This is a genomic window from Hyphomicrobium sp. (assembly GCF_035572195.1).
Classification (GTDB): Bacteria; Pseudomonadota; Alphaproteobacteria; order Rhizobiales; family Hyphomicrobiaceae; genus Hyphomicrobium_B.
In genome coordinates, this window is the sequence record NZ_DATNBA010000041.1 from 1 (window position 1) to 19,729 (window position 19,729).

Annotated in this window: 20 protein-coding genes; 6 read left to right on the plus strand and 14 right to left on the minus strand. The window is 60.4% G+C overall.

Annotation, left to right across the window (positions count from 1 at the left end):
* A partial coding sequence (locus VN623_RS03870) for an amidase (protein WP_325568310.1) occupies positions 1-972 on the minus strand: 972 nt, incomplete at its 3' end.
* A 251-nt stretch (positions 973-1,223) separates the two neighbouring features.
* Between VN623_RS03870 and VN623_RS03875 the strand changes: the two genes are divergently transcribed.
* On the plus strand, positions 1,224-2,426 hold the full coding sequence (locus VN623_RS03875; RefSeq protein ID WP_325568312.1) for a pyridoxal-phosphate-dependent aminotransferase family protein: 1,203 nt from the start codon (positions 1,224-1,226) through the stop codon (positions 2,424-2,426).
* A gap of 104 nt (positions 2,427-2,530) precedes the next feature.
* On the opposite strand, the gene VN623_RS03880 is transcribed toward VN623_RS03875, so the two are convergent.
* From VN623_RS03880 to VN623_RS03930, 11 genes are all read right to left on the minus strand, one after another.
* Positions 2,531-2,854: a DUF2853 family protein gene (locus tag VN623_RS03880; protein ID WP_325568314.1), complete on the minus strand. Its 324-nt coding sequence runs from the start codon at positions 2,852-2,854 to the stop codon at positions 2,531-2,533.
* A 144-nt stretch (positions 2,855-2,998) separates the two neighbouring features.
* Positions 2,999-3,391 (minus strand): thioredoxin fold domain-containing protein, encoded by a 393-nt coding sequence (locus VN623_RS03885; protein ID WP_325568316.1) that lies wholly within the window; start codon positions 3,389-3,391, stop codon positions 2,999-3,001.
* Between the two features lie 151 nt (positions 3,392-3,542).
* Positions 3,543-4,202: a DUF1007 family protein gene (locus tag VN623_RS03890; protein ID WP_325568318.1), complete on the minus strand. Its 660-nt coding sequence runs from the start codon at positions 4,200-4,202 to the stop codon at positions 3,543-3,545.
* Positions 4,203-4,351: 149 nt separating this feature from the next.
* On the minus strand, positions 4,352-5,056 hold the full coding sequence (gene phoB, locus VN623_RS03895; protein ID WP_325568320.1) for a phosphate regulon transcriptional regulator PhoB: 705 nt from the start codon (positions 5,054-5,056) through the stop codon (positions 4,352-4,354).
* Between the two features lie 36 nt (positions 5,057-5,092).
* Positions 5,093-5,806, minus strand: a complete 714-nt coding sequence (gene phoU / locus VN623_RS03900) for a phosphate signaling complex protein PhoU (RefSeq protein WP_325568323.1) — start codon at positions 5,804-5,806, stop codon at positions 5,093-5,095.
* Between the two features lie 36 nt (positions 5,807-5,842).
* Positions 5,843-6,631: a phosphate ABC transporter ATP-binding protein PstB gene (gene pstB / locus VN623_RS03905; protein WP_325568325.1), complete on the minus strand. Its 789-nt coding sequence runs from the start codon at positions 6,629-6,631 to the stop codon at positions 5,843-5,845.
* Positions 6,628-7,479, minus strand: a complete 852-nt coding sequence (gene pstA / locus VN623_RS03910; RefSeq protein ID WP_325568327.1) for a phosphate ABC transporter permease PstA — start codon at positions 7,477-7,479, stop codon at positions 6,628-6,630. Before pstA ends, pstB begins: the two co-directional genes overlap by 4 nt.
* A 1-nt stretch (position 7,480) precedes the next feature.
* Positions 7,481-8,410, minus strand: coding sequence for a phosphate ABC transporter permease subunit PstC (gene pstC / locus VN623_RS03915; RefSeq protein ID WP_325568377.1), 930 nt, complete (start codon positions 8,408-8,410; stop codon positions 7,481-7,483).
* A 155-nt stretch (positions 8,411-8,565) separates the two neighbouring features.
* Positions 8,566-9,609, minus strand: a complete 1,044-nt coding sequence (gene pstS / locus VN623_RS03920; protein ID WP_414653160.1) for a phosphate ABC transporter substrate-binding protein PstS — start codon at positions 9,607-9,609, stop codon at positions 8,566-8,568.
* Positions 9,610-9,907: 298 nt separating this feature from the next.
* Positions 9,908-11,200: an ATP-binding protein gene (locus VN623_RS03925; protein WP_325568329.1), complete on the minus strand. Its 1,293-nt coding sequence runs from the start codon at positions 11,198-11,200 to the stop codon at positions 9,908-9,910.
* A gap of 19 nt (positions 11,201-11,219) precedes the next feature.
* Complete coding sequence (locus VN623_RS03930) at positions 11,220-11,714, minus strand: Rrf2 family transcriptional regulator (protein WP_325568331.1); 495 nt, start codon at positions 11,712-11,714, stop codon at positions 11,220-11,222.
* 233 nt (positions 11,715-11,947) lie between these two features.
* Here VN623_RS03930 and VN623_RS03935 point away from each other — a divergent pair, with 233 nt between their 5' ends.
* From VN623_RS03935 to VN623_RS03955, 5 genes are read left to right on the plus strand one after another with little or no spacing between them, the layout of a single operon-like run.
* Positions 11,948-13,237: an imelysin family protein gene (locus tag VN623_RS03935; RefSeq protein WP_325568333.1), complete on the plus strand. Its 1,290-nt coding sequence runs from the start codon at positions 11,948-11,950 to the stop codon at positions 13,235-13,237.
* Positions 13,238-13,297: 60 nt separating this feature from the next.
* The gene (locus VN623_RS03940) at positions 13,298-14,752 is read left to right on the plus strand and encodes a multicopper oxidase family protein (protein ID WP_325568335.1); all 1,455 of its coding nucleotides are present in this window, start codon (positions 13,298-13,300) and stop codon (positions 14,750-14,752) included.
* 8 nt (positions 14,753-14,760) lie between these two features.
* Positions 14,761-15,930 (plus strand): di-heme oxidoredictase family protein, encoded by a 1,170-nt coding sequence (locus VN623_RS03945; protein WP_325568338.1) that lies wholly within the window; start codon positions 14,761-14,763, stop codon positions 15,928-15,930.
* Positions 15,927-16,997: an imelysin family protein gene (locus VN623_RS03950; RefSeq protein ID WP_325568340.1), complete on the plus strand. Its 1,071-nt coding sequence runs from the start codon at positions 15,927-15,929 to the stop codon at positions 16,995-16,997. The genes VN623_RS03945 and VN623_RS03950 overlap by 4 nt, the downstream gene beginning before the upstream one ends.
* On the plus strand, positions 16,987-18,090 hold the full coding sequence (locus VN623_RS03955) for a DUF1513 domain-containing protein (RefSeq protein ID WP_325568342.1): 1,104 nt from the start codon (positions 16,987-16,989) through the stop codon (positions 18,088-18,090). The genes VN623_RS03950 and VN623_RS03955 overlap by 11 nt, the downstream gene beginning before the upstream one ends.
* Here the strand turns inward: VN623_RS03955 and VN623_RS03960 are convergent.
* Complete coding sequence (locus VN623_RS03960) at positions 18,069-18,686, minus strand: nucleotidyltransferase family protein (protein ID WP_325568345.1); 618 nt, start codon at positions 18,684-18,686, stop codon at positions 18,069-18,071. The two genes, VN623_RS03955 and VN623_RS03960, sit on opposite strands and share 22 nt — an antisense overlap.
* Positions 18,683-19,714: an XdhC family protein gene (locus tag VN623_RS03965; RefSeq protein WP_325568347.1), complete on the minus strand. Its 1,032-nt coding sequence runs from the start codon at positions 19,712-19,714 to the stop codon at positions 18,683-18,685. The genes VN623_RS03960 and VN623_RS03965 overlap by 4 nt, the downstream gene beginning before the upstream one ends.
* Between the last annotated feature and the right edge of the window lie 15 nt (positions 19,715-19,729).

Consider the following 19,729-nt stretch of genomic DNA (forward strand, 5'->3'; position numbering starts at 1 on the left):
GTCGGCGATTGGGCCGTAGTTGCGCGCAATATCTGAAAATTGCACGATTTCCTGCAGGCGAAGGCTGCCGTCGAAATCGGAAGGAAGCGGCGTTTCCACGACCTCGGCATGGGCGCCGAAGCCATTGGCAAAGGCTTCGAACGCGGCCCTCATGTCGCGGTCGGCGTTTGCCCACGCCGGCGACCTGACGAATGCGAAGCGCGGCACATGTTGTTGCGGTTCGCGCAGCGCCGAGACGAGCGACGGTCTCGGACCCGCCAGCATATCGCGGTCGGAAATGTCGAAGCCACCGATGGCGTCGAAGAGGAGGGCGATGTCCTCGACGGAGCGCGCATAGCCGCCGATCGTGTCGAGCGGTGCGGATTGGGACAACACGCCCGAACGAGACGCAAAGCCAAACGTTGGTTTGAAGCCGATCACGCCACAATAAGAGGCCGGCCTGATGATCGATCCTGCCGTCTGCGTTCCGACGGCGAGCGGCACCTGAGAGTCGGCAACGGCGGCGGCCGATCCCGATGACGATCCGCCCGGCGTGTGTTCGGGGTGGCGTGGATTGCGCGTCTTTCCGGGTCCGAAGAAAGCCAGTTCCGTCGTCACCGTTTTGCCCAGTATGATGGCGCCGGCAGCTCTCAGTTCGCTAACGATGAAAGCGTCGGCGCTGGGCCGGCGTCCGGCAAAGACCACCGATCCGAGTTCGGTCGGATAATCGCTGGTGTCTATGATGTCTTTGATGCCGACTGGGATACCGCTCAAAGCCGGCATGGATTTGCCACTTGAGCGCAGCGCATCGCTGGCGCGTGCAGCGGCGAGTGCGCGATCGGCGTCGATGTGAGCCCATGCTGCGACGGCCTGGTCGCGATCGGCTATCCTTGCAAGGCACGCGGCGACTAGGGATTGCGAGGTCAGCCGGCCTGATGCCAATTCGACGCGCGCTTCGGAGGCTGTCAGCTGCTCTAGGTCGTTTTTGATCATGCGTTTGACCTCGCCGGATTAAGCTTCGACCGGTTGGCTGTTTGATGCGCTACACGATGCAAAGTTTCAAGGTAGGCGCGGGAGGCTGGCTCTGAGGCCAGTCACGTGCAGCGAAATGCTGTCCATTATGGCCACCGAGACAAAAAGCCCCCGGCTTCGCGTCAAATCAGACCTTCTCCCAATTGTATCCGGCGTCGTAGGGTACTAGGACACGCGACGGGACCACACAAAAAAGACCCTTGAGGACAATAATGACGAACGAGCCTCGCCGCCCTGGTCGACACTTTTTGCAAATACCGGGGCCGACACCTGTGCCGGAGCGTATCCTGGCGTCCATGTCGCGCCAGATCCTCGACCACCGCGGGCTCGAATTCCAGCAGCTTGGCCGGCGTGTGCTGAGTGGCATCAAGACTATTTTCAAAACGCAGGGCCACGTCATCATCTATCCTTCGTCCGGAACGGGTGCGTGGGAAGCGGGACTGACGAACACTCTGTCTCCCGGCGACAAGGTGTTGATGTGCGAGACGGGGCAGTTTGCGGTCCTTTGGGCCGCGATGGCGACGAAGCTCGGCCTCAAGCCGGACGTCATTCCGACGGACTGGCGCATCGGCGCCGACGCCAACCTGATCGAACGCAAGCTCCGGGCTGACAAATCGCACGAGATCAAGGCGGTCTGCGTCGTTCATAACGAGACGTCGACGGGCTGCCTTACGCGGCTCGATGAAATCCGCAAGGCGATGGATGCGGCGCATCATCCGGCGCTGCTGATGACCGATACGATTTCCGGGCTCGCGTGCGCCGATCTTCGCCATGACGAATGGGGCATCGACGTCACCGTTGCCGGTTCGCAGAAGGGCATGATGCTGCCGCCGGGCCTGTCCTTTACGGCCATCAGCGCTAAGGCGCTCGAAGCCTCGAAGACCGCCGGACTGAGGCGCTCGTACTTTTCGTGGGACGATATGCTGGCGAATAACTCGAACGGCTTCTTCCCCTACACGCCGGCGACGGGGCTGCTTTATGGTCTCGCCGAATCCATCGACATGATCAACGAAGAGGGTCTCGAGAACGTCTTCGCGCGTCACGAACGGCTGGCCGAGGCGACACGGCGCGCCGTGAAGGCGTGGGGTCTCGACACCCAATGCCGCGATGGCAAATATTATTCGCCGGCGGTGACGACCGTGCTCATGCCGGAAGGTCACAACGCCGATGCGTTCCGCAAGATCGTTCTCGATAATTTCAATATGTCGCTCGGCACAGGCTTGAACAGGATCGCGGGTAAAGCATTTCGCATCGGGCATCTTGGCGACACCAACGAGCTGACGATCCTCGGCGCGTTGACAGGTGTCGAAATGGGCTTCGAGCTTGCCGGCGTTCCCCATAAAAAGGGCGGCGTCGCTGCAGCGATGAGCTACATCGCGGAAACAGCGGGCCCTGCCAAAGCCGCCGCCGCCTAGGAGCGTCAGGCGCTTCGCGGGGCGCTGCAACGCTGAAGTCTGACGGGCGGTCCCGTCATTCTGGAGGGAGAGCCAGGTTTGCTGCTCTCCCTGCGGGCCGTATCTCATCCGCCCAGGCTTGCGAGCTTTCCGAATTTCTCGGCAATCAGATAATAGAACGTCACGCGGCTCTTTCGCGTGTCGCCTTTCATCGTGGCGCACACGTCGCTGATGGCTTTGTCGAGCTTGGCGTCGTCGTCCGACAGCGCCAGCTTCTTTTTCAGCCAGTTATCGCGAACGCGCGCAAGTTCGTCCTTGCTTGAGCACGAGACAAGCGACGCATCAGGGCTTTGCAGAGCGATGCCGAGATGCTTGACGATGGCCGCAACGGCCTTGTCGTTGACGTTCGGCTGATAGCGCTTGATGTCGTCGGCATAATTAACGCTCATGGGAACTCTCCTGGGGGATGGAGTGTCGAGGCACCGCGAGGTTAGTGCGACTACGGAAAAAATCGAGCGGAATTCGCCCCGGTACGGTCTGGAGCGCCGCGCTTGGACGTTAACGTTGCGAGTGTTTAAACCGCGTCTCGGCCATTACGGTGCGGAGGCGAGTAAGTAACTAATGGAGTGAAAGAAATCTTCGGGCCCCATGTACCCGGAGATGCGCCCGACTTCTTGACGGGATTTGACGACGATGAACGTCGGCACAATATCGACCGGCGTTTTGAGATCGAGGCGCGCCTTGTCCGTGTCGTTAACATCCACGAAGCGCGCCGGCATCTGCTTTCCCTGGTCGGAAACCGCGTAGGACGGCAGCACGTCGCGCCGGAAAAGCCTGCAGTAGATGCAACCGTCGGCTTCGATGACGATGAGTTCTAGGCTTCCGTTCGGCAGCGCACCGGTCTCGAGGTCAAGGCCCGCCCGCGAGGAGCGAGCCGGTACGAGCATGGTCAGTGCGAAAAGCAACGCGAGAAGTGTGCTGCGCATGAACAAATGTCCTCAAGGCCCGCAAGGAGCCGGCTCGATAATTTAAATCGAAGCCGCGTTCGCGTGGCTGAAGATCTGAATCGCTGGTTAATCGGCGCTTCGGAATGAGACGGACGGCGGAATGACTAACTTTGCAACGCCATCGCCGCTGTCAGGATTTCTTGCAGCCGACCGCAATGGTTTTGTAAGACCCAAAGCCGACCGACGCGGCGCCGAATTGCTGGGCCATGGCGTCACCCAAGCGCTTTGCCTCGGCGTCATTTTTTTCCGCGTCAGGATCGATGATCGTGGCGGTGCAGCCCTGCGGTGCGTCCGCCAGCTTTACGGCGTCGGTTTTTTCGGGCTCGAAGTCGATGAAGTACGACGGATCAAAGACTGAGAAGTTCAGGCCGTCAGCATCGGCAAGAACAGGCTTTGCGAGCGGCAAACGGAAATAGAGCCGCAGTATGCCGTTCGCGTACTCGAGATGGGCTTCGGTTGGTTTCGAAAAGGCCAACTCGGTGCTGCCAAGCTTGGCAACGGTGAAATAGTTGAAATCCGTCAGGCCATCCATGTTGACCTTCAGGAGTTCGGCCAGTTCGGCCTGATCGTATTTTCCGTCGTTGTTCTTATCGAGGCCCTCGAGCGCCATCGCAGTATAGGCATCATCGAAGCTCCAGACGTGGTTGACGCCGGTCACTGCGCCTTTGTCGTAATCGACGGTCAACTTGTACGTTACCCAGACGTGCGGATGCGCAAATGCTGGCGCCGCGGCAGTCAAGGTTGCGATCAGGATCAGTGCTGCGCCGTAAAATTTTGCTTTGAGCGACACGTCACGACCTCAAGATTTCTGCCAAGGACAATAGACGAGATTCGTCGACGTCGACGCTACGCACGCGCGCGGAACGTGGCGACATTGGGACGGCGAAGCCGCCGCATCGAACCGGCGGTTCTGAGACTATCGCGGGGTTCGCCGGCGCGTCAGGCGGGGGCTTCGGCTTCCCGGCCATCAAAGACATATCCGGCGCCGCGCACGGTGCGGATCGGATCGCTGTCGTTGCCGCGGATCAGCGATTTTCTCAAGCGGCCGATGTGAACATCGACGGTTCGCTCGTCGACTTCCGAGGATTGGCCCCAGACGCGGTCGAGAAGCTGGCTACGCGAGAGAACGCGCCGCTGGCTCTCCATGAAGACTTCGAGCATTTTGTATTCGGTCGGTCCTAGGCGCACTTCGCGGGAGCCGCGCGTGACCTTATGGGCGCTGCGATCCATCGTGATCTCGCCGGAAATAAGAATGTCGCTCATGCGCTCGGGGGCTGTGCGCCGGAGAAGAGCTTTGATCCGCGCCATCAGCTCCTGCACTGAAAAGGGCTTGGTAACGTAGTCATCGGCGCCGGTCGTCAGTCCGCGCACACGATCGGTCTCTTCGCCACGTGCGGTCAGCAGGATGATAGGTAGACTTTGGGTTTCCGTGCGATTACGCACGCGCCGGCAAAGCTCGATGCCGGATATCTTCGGAATCATCCAGTCGAGAATGGCCAGATCGAAGCTCTGCTCCGACAAAAGCAGCTCGGCGTCTTCGCCGTCGGCTGCATGCACGACGTCGTAGCCTTCCGACTGCAGATTATATTTCAGAAGTTCAGCGAGAGGCGCTTCGTCCTCGACGACGATGATCTTGGCGGGCATGATGTCCGTCCTAAATTCCTTTTAAATTTGTCCTACTCACTGACCCGGCGTGATGAGGGTCGACGACGTCCTGTCGCCCTTCGGCCGGTCGTCGGCAATCGGAACGCCGTGGACGAGGTAATAGACATTCTCCGCAATATTCGTCGTGTGGTCGCCGATGCGTTCAATGTTCTTGGCGCCGAAAAGGAAGTGCGTGCATAGGCCAATGTTGCGCGGATCTTCCATCATGTAGGTCAGAAGTTCGCGGAACAATGAATTGTACATCGCGTCGACCTGCTGATCGCTACGCCAGACTTTCATCGCCTTTTCGGGATCGAGCGAGGCCAAGGCGTCAAGGACGTCCTTGAGCTGGGTTTGCACCATTTCCGTCATGTGGCGCATGCCAGTCATCAATGGCTTCGGCCAGCTTTCGCCGGCAACGGCCAGCGCCCGCTTGGCGATGTTTTTCGCAAGATCGCCGATGCGTTCGAGATCGCCGGCAATCTTCAGCACCGTCATGATGTGGCGGAGATCGTTGGCGAGCGGCTGCCGCTTGGCGATCATGACGATAACCTGTTCCTGCAGATCGCGCTCGAGCTGATCGATCATTTCGTCGCTTGCGACGGCGTTCTCCGCCAGCTTCGGATCGCGGCGTTCAAGCGCGTTCATCGCCTGCACGAGAAGTTTTTCGGCATAGCCGCCCATCTGCGCGATGCGGCGATCGAGGAGCTTGAACTCGTCTTCGTATGATTTGACTGTATGCTCGTTCATGCTGAAGTCCTCAGATGGTTCCGCAATAAAATGCGGTTAGCCGAAGCGGCCTGTGATGTAGTCTTGGGTGCGGCGGTCGGATGGATTCATGAATATTATCTTGGTATCGCCGAACTCGACCAACTCTCCGAGATACATGAATGCCGTGTGCTGCGAGACGCGGGCGGCTTGCTGCATATTGTGAGTCACAATGGCGATCGTGAACTCGTTTTTCAGCTCATCAATCGTCGCTTCGATCCTGGCCGTTGAAATGGGATCAAGCGCCGAGCACGGCTCATCGAATAGGATCACCTCGGGGCGGATCGCAATCGTTCGCGCGATGCAGAGGCGTTGTTGCTGACCGCCGGACAGGCTTAGGCCGCTGGTGTGAAGCTTGTCCTTTACCTCTGCCCACAGCGCAGCCTTTTGAAGCGCGGTTTCGACGCGCGCATCGGTTTCGGATTTCGGCAATCGCTCATAAAGGCGGAGCCCGAAGGCGATATTTTCATAGATCGTCATCGGGAACGGCGTCGGCTTTTGGAAGACCATGCCAACGCGCGACCGAAGCAGGTTCAGGTCCTGCTTGGGGCTCAAGAGGTTTTCGCCATCCAGCAGCACCTCTCCCTCGGCCCGCTGGTTCGGATAGAGATCGTACATCCGATTCATCACTCGGAGCAGGGTGGACTTTCCGCAGCCGGAAGGCCCGATAAAGGAGGTCACCTCCCGCTCATATAGGGGCAGCGTGATATTCTTCAGAGCTAGCGTCGACCCGTAATAGAAATTCAGATCTCGGACCGAGATTTTTTCGGTAAGGGCTGAATCCAGCTCTTTGGCCATAAGGTTCATTGCGACGTCCTCGATGAGCTCAACCAACGTGCGACGATACTGAGTGTGAGCACGGCCACTGTAATCATCAGCGCACCGGCCCAGGCGAGGCGCTGCCAATCTTCGTACGGGCTTAAAGCGTATTGGAATATAACGACCGGCAAACTGGCCATTGGAGCATTGAGATCGCTGCTCCAGAATTGATTGTTGAGAGACGTGAAGAGCAGCGGTGCCGTTTCGCCGCTGACGCGCGCTATGGCCAATAGAATTCCGGTCAGCATGCCGGCGCGCGCCGCCTTGTAGGCCACTTTGCGAATGATGAGTGAGCGCGGCAGCCCAAGAGCCGACGACGCTTCGCGAAGCGTGTTGGGAACCAGCAGGAGCATATTCTCCGTCGTTCTGACGACCGTCGGGATGACGAGAACGGCGAGTGCCGCCGATCCGGCAAGGGCGGAAAAGTGCCCCATCGGGCGGACCATCAGCTCGTAGACGAACAGGCCCGTCACGATGGACGGTGCGCTCAGCAGAATGTCGTTGATGAAGCGGATGACGGACGTGACTTTGTTATAGCGTCCGTACTCGGCCATATATGTGCCGGCGAGAATGCCGACTGGCGTACCGATAATGACGCCGATGGCCGTCATCACGAGACTGCCTGCAATGGCGTTCAGAAGGCCGCCGTCGCTGCCGGGCGGCGGCGTCATTTCTGTGAATACCTTCGGCGTGAGGCCCGCGATACCCTTGATCATCAGAGTCGCCAGGATCGCGGCAAGGATGGCGAGGCCAAGTGCCGCCGCTGCCCAGCACAATCCGATCGTTATTGCGCTTGCGGTTCTGCGTCGCTGATAGCGTGCGCGATCGAGCGCCATGTCAGGTTCCCGCTTTCTTTTCGAGCCGCATCAGCATCAGCTGCGCCAGCCCAAGAACGATGAAGGTGATGAAGAAGAGGATCAGTCCCAAGGCGATCAAAGACGATGTGTAAAGATCGCCGACCGCTTCGGTGAATTCATTGGCGATCGTCGCCGAAATCGTCGTTCCAGGCGCCATGATCGACGCCGAAATTCGATGCGCGTTGCCGATGACGAACGTCACGGCCATCGTTTCGCCGAGTGCCCGGCCAAGACCGAGCATGACGCCGCCGACGATGCCGACGCGAGTATATGGGATGACGACGGTGCGGACGACTTCGCGCGTCGTGCAACCCATGCCGTAGGCCGCTTCCTTCAATACCGGCGGAACCGTTTCGAACACGTCGCGGCAGACGGCGGTCACGAATGGCAGCACCATCATCGCCAGAATGAAGGCGGAGGTCAGGATGCCGATGCCGTATGGCGGTCCGGCGAACAGGTTGTTCAAAACCGGAACGGGTTTGAACATCGAGATCAGCGCCGGCTGCACGTATTGCTGCATGAAGGGCGCGAAGATGAACAGTCCCCAGATGCCATAAATGATACTTGGTATGCCGGCGAGAAGTTCGATGGCGATGCCGATCGGGCGGCGCAGCGCCATCGGGCAGAGTTCCGTTAGAAATACCGCGATGCCGATGCTGATAGGCACGGCGATCAGCATGGCAATCGCTGAGGTTATGATCGTACCGTAGATGGGCGCCAGCGCGCCGAATTGTTCCGTGACAGGATTCCAGACTTCCGTCGTGATGAAGCTGAAACCGAACGTCTTGAAGGCCTCGAAACCACCGGCGATGAGTGAGAAGAAAATGGCTCCGAGTAGAGCCAGAACGAGAAACGCGGATGCCTGCGTGAGGGAGCGGAAAATCCGGTCGCCGCGCCGAAGCGCTTCCATGACGATGTGCCTTGCGGCGGGGTTCGGTGCCGGTTCAGGGCGTAAATCAGCCAAGAAATCTGTCAACGTCCAGGCTCCCAATCGCGAAACCAACTTGATCGCGTGCGGTTAGATAACGAGGAGACACCCGGGAGGGGTGCCTCCTCGCTCGTACATTACTTCTGAGCGAAAAGCGGCTTGTTGTCATTGCCGGTGATTTCAACCCAGTTCTTCTTGACCTCGGTCACGACGCTGTCGGGAAGCGGAACATAGTCCAGCTCCTCGGCCATTTTGTCGCCGTTCGTGTAAGCCCAATCGAAGAACTTCAGGGCTTCCTTCGCGGCAACGGCGTCTGTCGCCTTCTTGTGCATCAGAATGAACGTCGGGTTGGTGATCGGCCACGACGCAGCGCCTGGCTCGTCCGTCAGAATGACGCCCATTCCGGGAGCAGACGCCCAATCGGCGTTTGCTGCAGCGGCCTGGAACGCTTCCTTGACGGGCGCAACGGTCTTGCCGTCCTTGTTGATCATCTGCGTGTAGGAGAGCTTGTTCTGCTTGGCGTAGGCGTACTCGACGTAGCCGATGGCGCCCTTCGTCTGCATCACGTTGTTGGCGACGCCTTCATTACCCTTGGCGCCGATGCCTGCCGGGAACTGCACGGAGGTGTTTGAACCGATCTTCGTTTTGAAGTCGGCGCTGACCTTCGAGAGATAGTTCGTCCAGACGAACGTCGTGCCCGATCCGTCCGACCGGTAGACGACGGCGATGGCGTCGGAAGGCAGTTTCAGCTGCGGATTGAGTTTCTGAATTGCTGCGTCGTTCCAGGCGGTGATTTCGCCGAGATAGATTTTCGCAATCGTCTGGCCGTCGAGCACGATTTGACCCGGCGTAATGCCATCGAGGTTCACGACAGGAACGATGCCGCCCATGACTGTCGGAAACTGGACGAGGCCGTTCTTCTCGAGTTCCGCGCCCGACAGGGGCTTGTCCGAAGCGCCGAACGTGACGGTGTTGGCTATGATCTGCTTGATGCCGCCGCCCGAACCAATCGACTGATAGTTGAGGCCGGTGTTCGTCTCTTTTTTGTAGGTGTCAGCCCACTTCGCATAAACGGGGTAGGGGAACGTCGCCCCGGCCCCGGAAATATCCGCCTTGGCGGGCGCTGTCGCAGCGGTTGTCACCGCCAGCGCCGCAAAAAGAGTCACTAAGGACTGTTTCACTCATCGTCTCCTTCTTTGGCGGAGGCCAACTGCCTCACCGCTCGATCGCCGGTTAAACATACGGCGAGCCCTCTCTAGTCCACTCACGTCACGGTTATATGAACGCTAACGTATTGATATTGAGCGATTTTTATTGCGTGGCGTGACGCCTCACTCCGGCCCGAGCGGGGCGTCTCCTTAAGTCACATCAAACGTCTGGTCGCCCGTAGCGTCGCAAGACTGTCATCTCGCACTCTGACCTTCTAGGCGCGGGATGCTATGGATTTATGACAATATAAGTATTTGAAATTGAACAGTTTTAACACGCAGGAAGCGTGACAGTGAAAGTCGTGCCGGCGCCGACGACCGATTTGATCTGCAATTCGCCCTCGTGCCGATTCAACACGTGTTTGACGATCGCGAGACCAAGCCCGGTGCCGCCGATGCGGCGGCTATGCTCATTGCTGACCCGGTAAAAGCGTTCGGTCAGCCGTGGCAGATGGTCGGGTGCGATGCCTGGGCCATCGTCGGCGACCGTAACCGTTGCCTGATCGATGAATGCGCCCTCTTGCGGCACGCGACTTTTGACCGACGAAACACGGACCGTGCCCTCGTCTCGCCCGTATTTGACGGAGTTCTCGAGGAGATTGTGGAAGACCTGAAAGAGCTCGTCGCGATCACCCATTGCGAGCAGCGGCCCAGCTGACGGTTCGACGATGATCGTCATGTTCCGCTCATTCGCGGCCGGTGTCAGCGATCGCACGACGTCATCGATCACCTTGCTGAGATCGACGTGGCCGGTGGGCTTCAAGTTGACCTTCTCTTCGACACGGCTGAGCAAAAGCAAATCATCGATCAGCCGCGTCATGCGTTCGGCCTGGTCGGCCATGATCGCCAAGAAGCGTTCTCGCGCGGCCTCGTCATCGCGCGCCGGCCCTTGCAGCGTTTCGATGAAGCCGCGAACGGATGCGAGAGGCGTACGTAGTTCGTGGCTGGCGTTGGCGATGAAGTCCGAACGCATCTCAAGCAAGCGATGCTGTTCGGACTGATCATGGATTGAAATCAGGATTGCCACGGGCGAATGACGATCGCTGCCGCCGAACGGCGTGACGGTTGCGATGAGGCGTTGGCCGGCGCCGCCGCGCGGACCAAGATGGGCAATGCGTTTCTCGCCGTTTGCCAAAGCGCTCGAGACGGCGGCTATCAGCTCCGGATCGCGGTTGACGTGTTCGAGTGGAAGTCCCGTCCTCAGTCGGTCGAAAAGACTACGTGCGGCGGCATTGTAATTGAGAATGACCGATGATCGATCGAGAACGATCGCAGGATCGGGCATCGCGGTCGCGATATCTTTCCATGAAAGTACTTTGTCGGCGATGGTGCTGATACCGGTCATGGCGTTCGCGTTTTCGCGCCTTATACCGCCTCGCCATGCCAGATTTGCGGCAACGCCGGCCACCAGTCCGCAAGCGAGAAAAAGTACAGCACGCAGTGGCTCGCCTACATAGATCGAGATCGGCACGAGGGCACCGAGAGCGGCTACGCAGAGCACCGCGAAGCCTGCACGAAAGCTTCCAGGGCTCTCTCCGTTCAGGGCATTTCTGATGAGCGACATGGTGCACCTCCGCAGAGGTTCAGCTCCGTCGCGAGCCGCGTGTGGCCGGGTTCTTGGCGCGAACTCTCGGGCCGCGGCCACCCGCTGGGCTCGAACCGACGATTTCAATCGGCGAGCGGCCTAGCACGGCGAGCTCAGCGAGCGAATGCTGATCGAGGACGGAAATGAATGCGGAGAGTGCATCGTCGAACATGGCATTGATCGAGCCTGCCTTCCCTTCGGCGGGTTTGGCCGCGGGAGCCCCCTCAACCTGCACGCGCGTGACCTCGATCGCCCGGACGACGTCGCCGACCCTGATCGAGGCCGCAGGTTTTGCAAGCCTGACACCGCCGCTCGGGCCCCTGACCGCCGTCAGAAAACCCGCGTGGGAAAGGATGTGGACGATCTTGAAGACGTTCTGCTTGGTGACGCCGAGACGCTCGGAAATATCAGCCACTTTCACGAGCTGGTCGCCCGCCAGCGCGCAGTCGATCAGAATGCGTATGGCGTGACCGGTCTGCTTCGTCAGGCGCATTGCGTGTTGACCCGGAACCGCGCGGCGGCGGCGGAAAAAACCAATTATGTGCTTGTTTCACAGTTCGCGCTGGCGTGGCAAGGGCGGCGCCCTCTGCGGCCCCGCGGTCTAGGCCGAATCCGCTCTTGACAGCGCCATGGCCGCCCAATGTATACCAACGCAGTAAATAATAGCGCTGACAGTCTCGCATCCGCGGTCACTCGGCCCAAACTCAAATGCTATGGAGAACGACAATGTCGAAAAAGGCGGTTGTGCTGGCCTTCGCGACGGGTTTGCTGCTTGCGGCAGCACCAGGAGCAAATTCGGTCGCGCTTGCTGCCAGTCCAGCCGTCAAGGACATCATCACGAATTACGGCAACGTCGCGGAAGCGATGTATTCAGACGCGCTCGTCAAAGCGCAAGAACTGGATAAAGCCGTCGATGCGTTCCTGGCGGCTCCGAGCACGTCAACTTTGCAGGCGGCGCGCGATGCGTGGAAAGCCTCCCGCGTTCCCTACATGCAGACCGAGGGCTACCGCTTCGGCAATAAGATCGTCGACGACTGGGAAGGCAACGTCAACTCGTGGCCGCTCGATGAAGGTTTGATCGACTATGTCGATAAAGCGAGCTACGGGGACGCGAGGGCTGAAAATCCGCTCTACGCGGCGAACATCATCGCCAACAAGCAGCTTCGTCTCGGCGCCAAGACTTTGGACGCCAGCAAGATCACCAAGGACGTCATCGCCCAACTCAACAGCGCGATGGAGGTCGAGGCCAACGTCGGGACCGGATATCACGCGATCGAGTTCCTTCTTTGGGGACAAGACCTCCACGGCACGAACCCCGGCGCAGGTGAGCGGCCGGCGACCGATTATGATCTGAAGAATTGCACGAACGGAAATTGCGATCGCCGTCGCGATTATCTGAAAGCTGCAACCTCGCTGCTGATCGACGATCTGACGACCATGGTCAATAACTGGAAGCCCGACGGCGCGGCGCGTCAGGCGCTCGCTAAGGAAGATGACAAAGGGCAGCTCTCGACCATTCTGACGGGCCTTGGCTCTCTCTCGTACGGCGAACTCGCCGGCGAGCGCATGAAGCTTGGCGTGCTGCTTCACGATCCCGAGGAAGAGCACGACTGCTTCTCCGACAACACTCACAACAGCCACTACAACGATCAGGTCGGCATGATGGCGATCTGGAACGGCAAGTACGACGGACCCACGAAGGTCGGTGGCGCCAGCATCGCAGAGCTCGCACGCGAGAAAGCGCCGGAGGCTGCCAAGCGCGTCGACGACGCGATGAATACGACGCTCGCGAAGCTCAAGGCGATCAAGGACAAGGCCGACTCCGGCGAGATGGCCTACGATCAGATGCTGGCGGCCGGTAACGACGCCGGCAACAAGCTGGTTCTCGACGGCGTCGATGCACTCGTTGCGCAGGCACGCGCCATCGAAGCAGTCGTTGCCGCTTTGAATCTCAAGATCACGGTCGAAGGCTCGGACAGTCTCGATAAGCCCGATGAGGTCGCAAAGGCGAAGTGATTTGCGCATTGCCGTGCATCGAAGCTGCTTCGATGATCGATCAGTGGTAGAAGCGCTTTTATGCTGACACGTCGACAACTTTTGGCGGGCGCCGCGGTGTTCTCAAGTAGCACCGCGGCGTCGTTTGCACTGACGGGCTTTAGGGCGGGCGCACGCGAGGTGATCGGCCATCCTATCGCGACGGGGGCGAAGAGTGTCGCGTTCGATCTCGCCGAAAGGCCGACGGCGTTGCCGTGCTTCAACGGCAAGACGCTGCCGCTGTGGACGTTTCAGGAAGGCGCACTATTTCCGATCGTTCGCATGAAACTCGGCGAGCGCCTCAAGACGCGCTTCAAGAACGATTTGCCGCGGCCTGGCGAACACGCCTCCATCCATTGGCACGGCCTCAGAATCCCGAACAGGGAGGACGGGGTACCGTACATGACGCAGCAGCCGATCGATCCGGGCCAGGAGGGGAGCTATGACTTCACGCCGCCCGACACGGGCTCGTTCTTTTTTCACACGCACTGCAATTCAGCCGAGCATTTCGGCCGCGGCCTTATCGGCGCGCTGATCATCGAGGGCGACGAAATCGCGCCGCCCGATGCCGAATACGTGCTCATGATGAAGGATTGGCGCGTATCGCCCGAGGGGACGTTTCTACCGTTCTCGACCGATGATGGCGCGGCCAAAGCCGGCACGTCCGGCACGATCAGATCGGTCAATGGCGAGACGAAGCCGGTGATCAAAGTGCCGTCGTCGGCGGACGTCCGCATCCGGTTTTACAATGTCGATCCGGTGCGAATTTCCGAGATCGGCTTCGAGGGGTGCGAAGCGGCAATCATTGCAGTCGATGGCAACGGATTGAATCCGCTGCCGCTCGAGTCGTGGCGAATGGGACCGGCCATGCGGCTCGACATCCTGCTGCGCACAGCGCCCGAAGGCGGCACGGTGCGGCTGATGGATTTCTTTTCCAAGATCCCGGTCGTGCTGGCGGAATTCAAATCCGAAGGGCCTGCGAAGCGAAGCGGCAAATTCACGGCAACGCCCCTCAAAGTCATGCCGTACGAGAAGGTCAATGTGAGCGCGGCCGAGCGTATCCCGTTTGAGTTCTCGGCAACGGCCACCGGTGCCGCGGTCGCTGCACTCAGTCAGACTTCTTCGGGCATTTACATCGGTTCGCTTTGTCTCGCAAACCGGACTTTCTGGGCCATCAACAAGCAGGCGTGGCCTGCGATGGATCACCGAAATCTCGGGCCGCCGCTGGCGGTACTCAAATCCGGTCAGAGTTACATTTTCGAACTGATAAACCGAACGCCACACTCGCATCCGATCCATATCCACGGCCACACGTTCGAGGTATTGAATTCGAACCGGCGCCATCTGCCGCCGTTTCGCGCCGATACCGTGCTGCTGCTTCCGAAAGAGCGTATCGAAGTCGGCCTCGTCGCAGGCGAGCCGGGAAAATGGATGTTCCACTGCCACATCCTCGAGCACCAGGAAGCCGGCATGATGGGCTACATCACCGTCGTATGACATCCTCGATGCGGATTTGGCTCGCCCTCGCGTCGCTCGTCTTGGCGATCTCATTGCCGCATATGCTCCATGCCGACCCTCTCGATGCGGCTGCCGGTAAAGCGCTGTTCGATCGCAATTGGATTCCGTCGCCGTCCTCGACCAACGGCTCCGATGGACTGGGTCCGCTTTTCACGTCGCGCTCGTGCGCAAGCTGCCACGCTCGCGGCGAGGGGGCACGAGTCGTGACACGCGACGACGGATATGAAGACCTTGCCGGGGCCGTCGTGCGCTTCGGCCGCGCCGACGGTTCAACCGATCCCTTTTACGGGCTGGAACTGCAGACCAACGCGGTGCCCGGACTGAAATCCGAAGGCAGCGCTCGCTTCCTGCCCAAATTGAAATATTCGCTCGAGGGACCGGCGCTCGACAAAGGCGTCAACGCCGGCGCGCGACTGGCGACGCCGCTGTTTGGCCGGGCCGCATTCGCCCGCGTGCCGGACGAAGAAATTCTGAAACGGGCTGATCCCGACGATCGCGATCACGATGGTATTTCGGGGCGCGCCAACCAGACGGCTCACGGCATCGGTCGGTATGGCTGGAAGGCGGCGCAAGTCACGCTCGAAGATCAGATCGCGCACGCCTTCGCATTCGACATCGGCCTTTCGAGTCCGAAGCAGCCGCTTCCCTACGGAGACTGCACAAGCCGCCAGACAGAGTGCCTGGCGGCGGCGAACGGGGAAAGCCCGGCGTTCGACGGTCGCGAGATTTCCGGACTGATGCTGGGCCTCGTCGCGAGCTACCTCGAAACGCTGCGGTCTGATCCGACCGCGCCTGATCCGGCGGGTACGGCACTTTTCGCCAAGACGGGCTGCGCCGCCTGCCACGCGCCGACGCTCGCGACGCGCGACGGTCAACCGATACCGGCATTTACCGATCTGCTGGTTCACGATATGGGAGCGGCACTCGACGATGGCGTCGGTGAACCCGGGGTCAAATCCTCCGAATGGCGGACGGCGCCGCTGATTGAAGGCACGTCGCGGCCACCAGGGCGGCGCTATCTTCACGACGGTTCGGCTTCGACCATCGCGGAGGCAATCGAGAAGCACGGCGGGGAAGCATCGCGCAGCCGCACTTCGTTCGAAGCACTTACGCCGGAAGACAAGAAGCGGCTTATCGATTACGTGGGCAAACTATGACGTTGCAGCAGACGGCGAAAATCGCCTTATCAATTCTGGCGCTGTTGGCACACGCGGCGGTCAGCGAAGCGGCCGAACCGCCAAGTCATACGGCCATCGTTCAGGCGGCGATCGAGAAACACGTCATTCCGCACATCGATGCGCTGAAAGAGGCTGCCGCTCAGCTGCCGGGGGCTGTCGCCAGCATGTGCCGGACAGGTTCGGCGGCGGCGAAAGAAGATCTTTCAAGCCGCTTCCGCAACGTGGTCAAAGCGTATGCCGGAATCGATTTCCTGCGTTTCGGTCCGATGCTCGAGGGCGGCCGCCGCGAGCGCCTGTCGTTCTGGCCCGACCCGCGCGGGTTCGTCGGCAGGCAGCTGCGTCTCATCCTGCTCAACAAGGATGAGGCCGTCGTTCAGCCGGGTGCGATCGCCAAGCAGAGCGTCGCTGTTCAGGGGCTTTCGGCGCTCGAAGGGCTGATGACGGACAAGGAATTTCCGCTCGGTCCGGGCGAGGCGTTACGCTACCGGTGCGAACTTGCCGAGGCCATAGCCGCGAATATCGTAAGTGTCGCCGACGAGATTTCCGACGGTTGGGAAAAGCCGGGTGGTTGGAAAGATAAGATGCTGCATCCCGGCGCCGACAACGACACGTACAAGAGTCCGGAAGAGTCCGCAGGCGAGCTTGTCAAAGCTTTGCTGGTCGGGCTTTCGTTGACAGCGGATTTACAACTCAAGCCGCAAGTCAAGCCGGGCGTGAAGCTGGTGCCGCCGTTTCAAAAATCGGGACTTCAAAAGGCCTTTTACGCGTCGAGCGTCGAGTCTCTCAGAAGTCTTTACGACGCCCTCGATCTTGAGGACTATCTGGCCCCCGACAAAGACTGGATCAAGAATTGGACCGGGGGCGCATGGCGGGCCATCGAATCAAGCGATGGAGTCGGCGGTCGCGCGCGTAGGGCGCCGAGGAACGATGCGCCGCCGCTTCGTGAAGTTTTCGACAAAATGAACGGCCTGCGCAAACTCGTCATCGGAGAGATGTCGGTGGCCGCGGGGCTGACTGTGGGGTTCAATGAGCTTGATGGCGATTGATCGAAGATCCTTTTTGCTCGGCACGATTGCGTTCGTCGGATCGGCGCCGTTGGGTCGAGCCTTCGCGGCAGGCGCCAGCGAAGTTGCGTTCGTTTCGGCTGCCCGTCGCGCGGGCGGAGACTTTTGCGTCCTCCTCTTGCGCGCCGACGGAACGGTGGTGCGTGAGGTGCCGCTCTCGGGGCGCGGACACGATATCGCCATTCATCGGCTGTCGGGCCGCGTCGCCGTATTCGCGCGTCGCCCCGGTACGTTCGCCGTAGCATTCGATTTGCGGAGCGCGACGCCGCCGCACATTTTTACGGCCAGCGAAGGCCGGCACTACTACGGGCACGGCGCATTCTCCGGCGACGGAAGGCTGCTCTACGCCTCCGAAAACGACATCGAGGGAGAGCGTGGCGTCATCGGCATCTACGATGTGGCGCGCAATTACAAAAAGATCGGTGAACACTCGAGCTATGGCGTCGGTCCGCATGAGATCCTGCTGCTTGCGGACGGCAAGACGCTGGCCGTCGGCAACGGTGGGCTCGACACGGTGCCTGATGCGGGCCGTGTAAATCTCAATCTCGACTCGATGGAACCGTCGTTGGCGCTGGTCGACGCGGCAAGCGGCAAGCTGATCGCCAAGCACGCGATGACGGGCGACCTCAAATCGCTTTCCATTCGCCATGTCACCGAGGACGCCGCGGGGCTCATATGGTTTGGCGGGCAATGGGAAGGCGCGCCAAGTGAAACGCCGCAGATTGTCGGCAGTGCCGGGCGTGATCGCGAACTTCGCCTTATCGCGCCGCCCGCTTCCGGTGCGCCTGATCTCAGGGGCTATATCGGCTCAATGGCCGTCAGCGCCGACGGCCGCATCATTGCGGCCAGTGCACCGAAAGCCGGGCACATTCTTTACGTCGACTCGCAAACGGCCAAAGTCATTTCGCAGAGCGCGTTGAAAGACGTGTGCGGTATCGCGCCCGAAGGCGTCGAAGATTTTGCGGCGTCAAACGGCTTTGGCGTGGTGCGCTACGAGACGCCGCGCGCCAGCATCATTTCGGAAGTCGAGCTGCGCGACATCGCGTTCGACAATCACTTGCGGCGCGTTGTGTGAGGGTTTGCCTTGCGGAACGCTTCGAGATCGGCGCGCGTGTCGATATCAGCGAAGGCGCCGGCACCTGCGGAAGGAACCGGTCGCCAAAGTTCGCGATAGTCATCGAGGAGGGCTCTCCCCCCGGCGTCGCCCGAGACGGCTTCGAGCGCTGGAACTAGCGCACGCGGCCAGATCACGGGATGGCCCTTCCGGCCATCAGCGGCGACTGGAAACACGAGTCCTCCGGCGTCGCTTTCGGCAAATACCGTGAGCAGCGAATTTATCAGTTCCGTAGTAATTCCCGGCATGTCGCCAAGAGCGACAAGCACGCCGCGAGCGGTTTTGTCGACACTCTGAAGGCCGAGGCGGAGCGATGAGGACAGGCCGTCGCTCGCGTTCGGGTTTTCGATGGCTCGCCAACGGCCGGGGCCTGCCGCTTTTACGACTTCAGGTCCATTCGCGCCAACCACGAGGACGATGTCGCCAACCTCAGATTGGGCGACCGCCGACGCGACGCGGCGGACGACGGGTAAGCCGTCGATCTCGGCCAGAAGCTTGTGGCCGTCCTCAAAACGTGTCGAGCGGCCGGCCGCCAGAATGATCGCCGCGACGGTCACGTCACCGGGGCTTTGCGAAACGTCGCGATAATCTGAGCCAGGATCGATGTCGCGATCTCGCCCGGCGTCTCGGCGGCGATGTCGAGGCCGATCGGCGCGTGGATGCGCGCGATATCGGCATCGGAGAAACCGGCGGACTTCAGCCGCGCGACGCGCTTGGCGTGCGTCTTGCGCGAGCCGAGCGAACCGATGTAGCGGCAGGGAGATTTGAGCGCCAGCGTCAGCGCCTCGTCATCGATCTCATCGACGTGCGTCAGCGTGACGATGGCGGTGAACGGATCGGCGGCGAGTTTCGCGAGGCCATCCTCCGGCCATCCGCCGACGATCTGCGAAGGCTCAAAACGCGCAGGGCTCGTAAATGCGGTTCTCGGGTCGATGACTTTGACATCGTATCCGGACGCGGTGGCCATCAACGCCAAGTGCTGCGCAATGTGCGTCGCGCCGACGATAATGACTCGCCGCGCGGGTGTGATGGCGTGCAGGAACGTCTCACCCGTCGCATCGAGGGCGCTTCGTCCACGCCGCAGGGCTTCGGCGACTTCCGGCTGCGTCGCCGCCGTCGCATCGATAATCTGCCGGTTACCGTCGGCGAGGCGGGTGGCGACGACGATCGGGGAGCGTTCGGCGATTGCAGCATCCACATTCTTGAGGAAGGCCAAATCCGATTTGGGATCGAAACGCGCCACGTGGACGCGAATTTTTCCGCCGCACGCCAGACCCGCCCGCCATGCGGTTTCGTCGGCGACGCCGAAGTTCAAGGTTTCAGGGTGGCCGGATTGGATAACGTCCAGACCGGCTGCGATGACGTCGGCTTCAACGCAGCCCCCGGAAACGGAGCCTTGAAACTCATCGACACCGGCAATGGCCAACTGGCCGCCGGTGCGGACCGGCGCGGAGCCCCAAGTATCAATGACCGTCGCAATGGCAATCGGCCGTCCGGCCTCGAGCCAAGTCCGGGCGGCGGCGCGCGGCTCCGTTGAGGTCGCTTCGGTTTTTGGTTCAACGCTGGAAGGCCGGACTTCGGTCACGGGTTCGATCTTGAG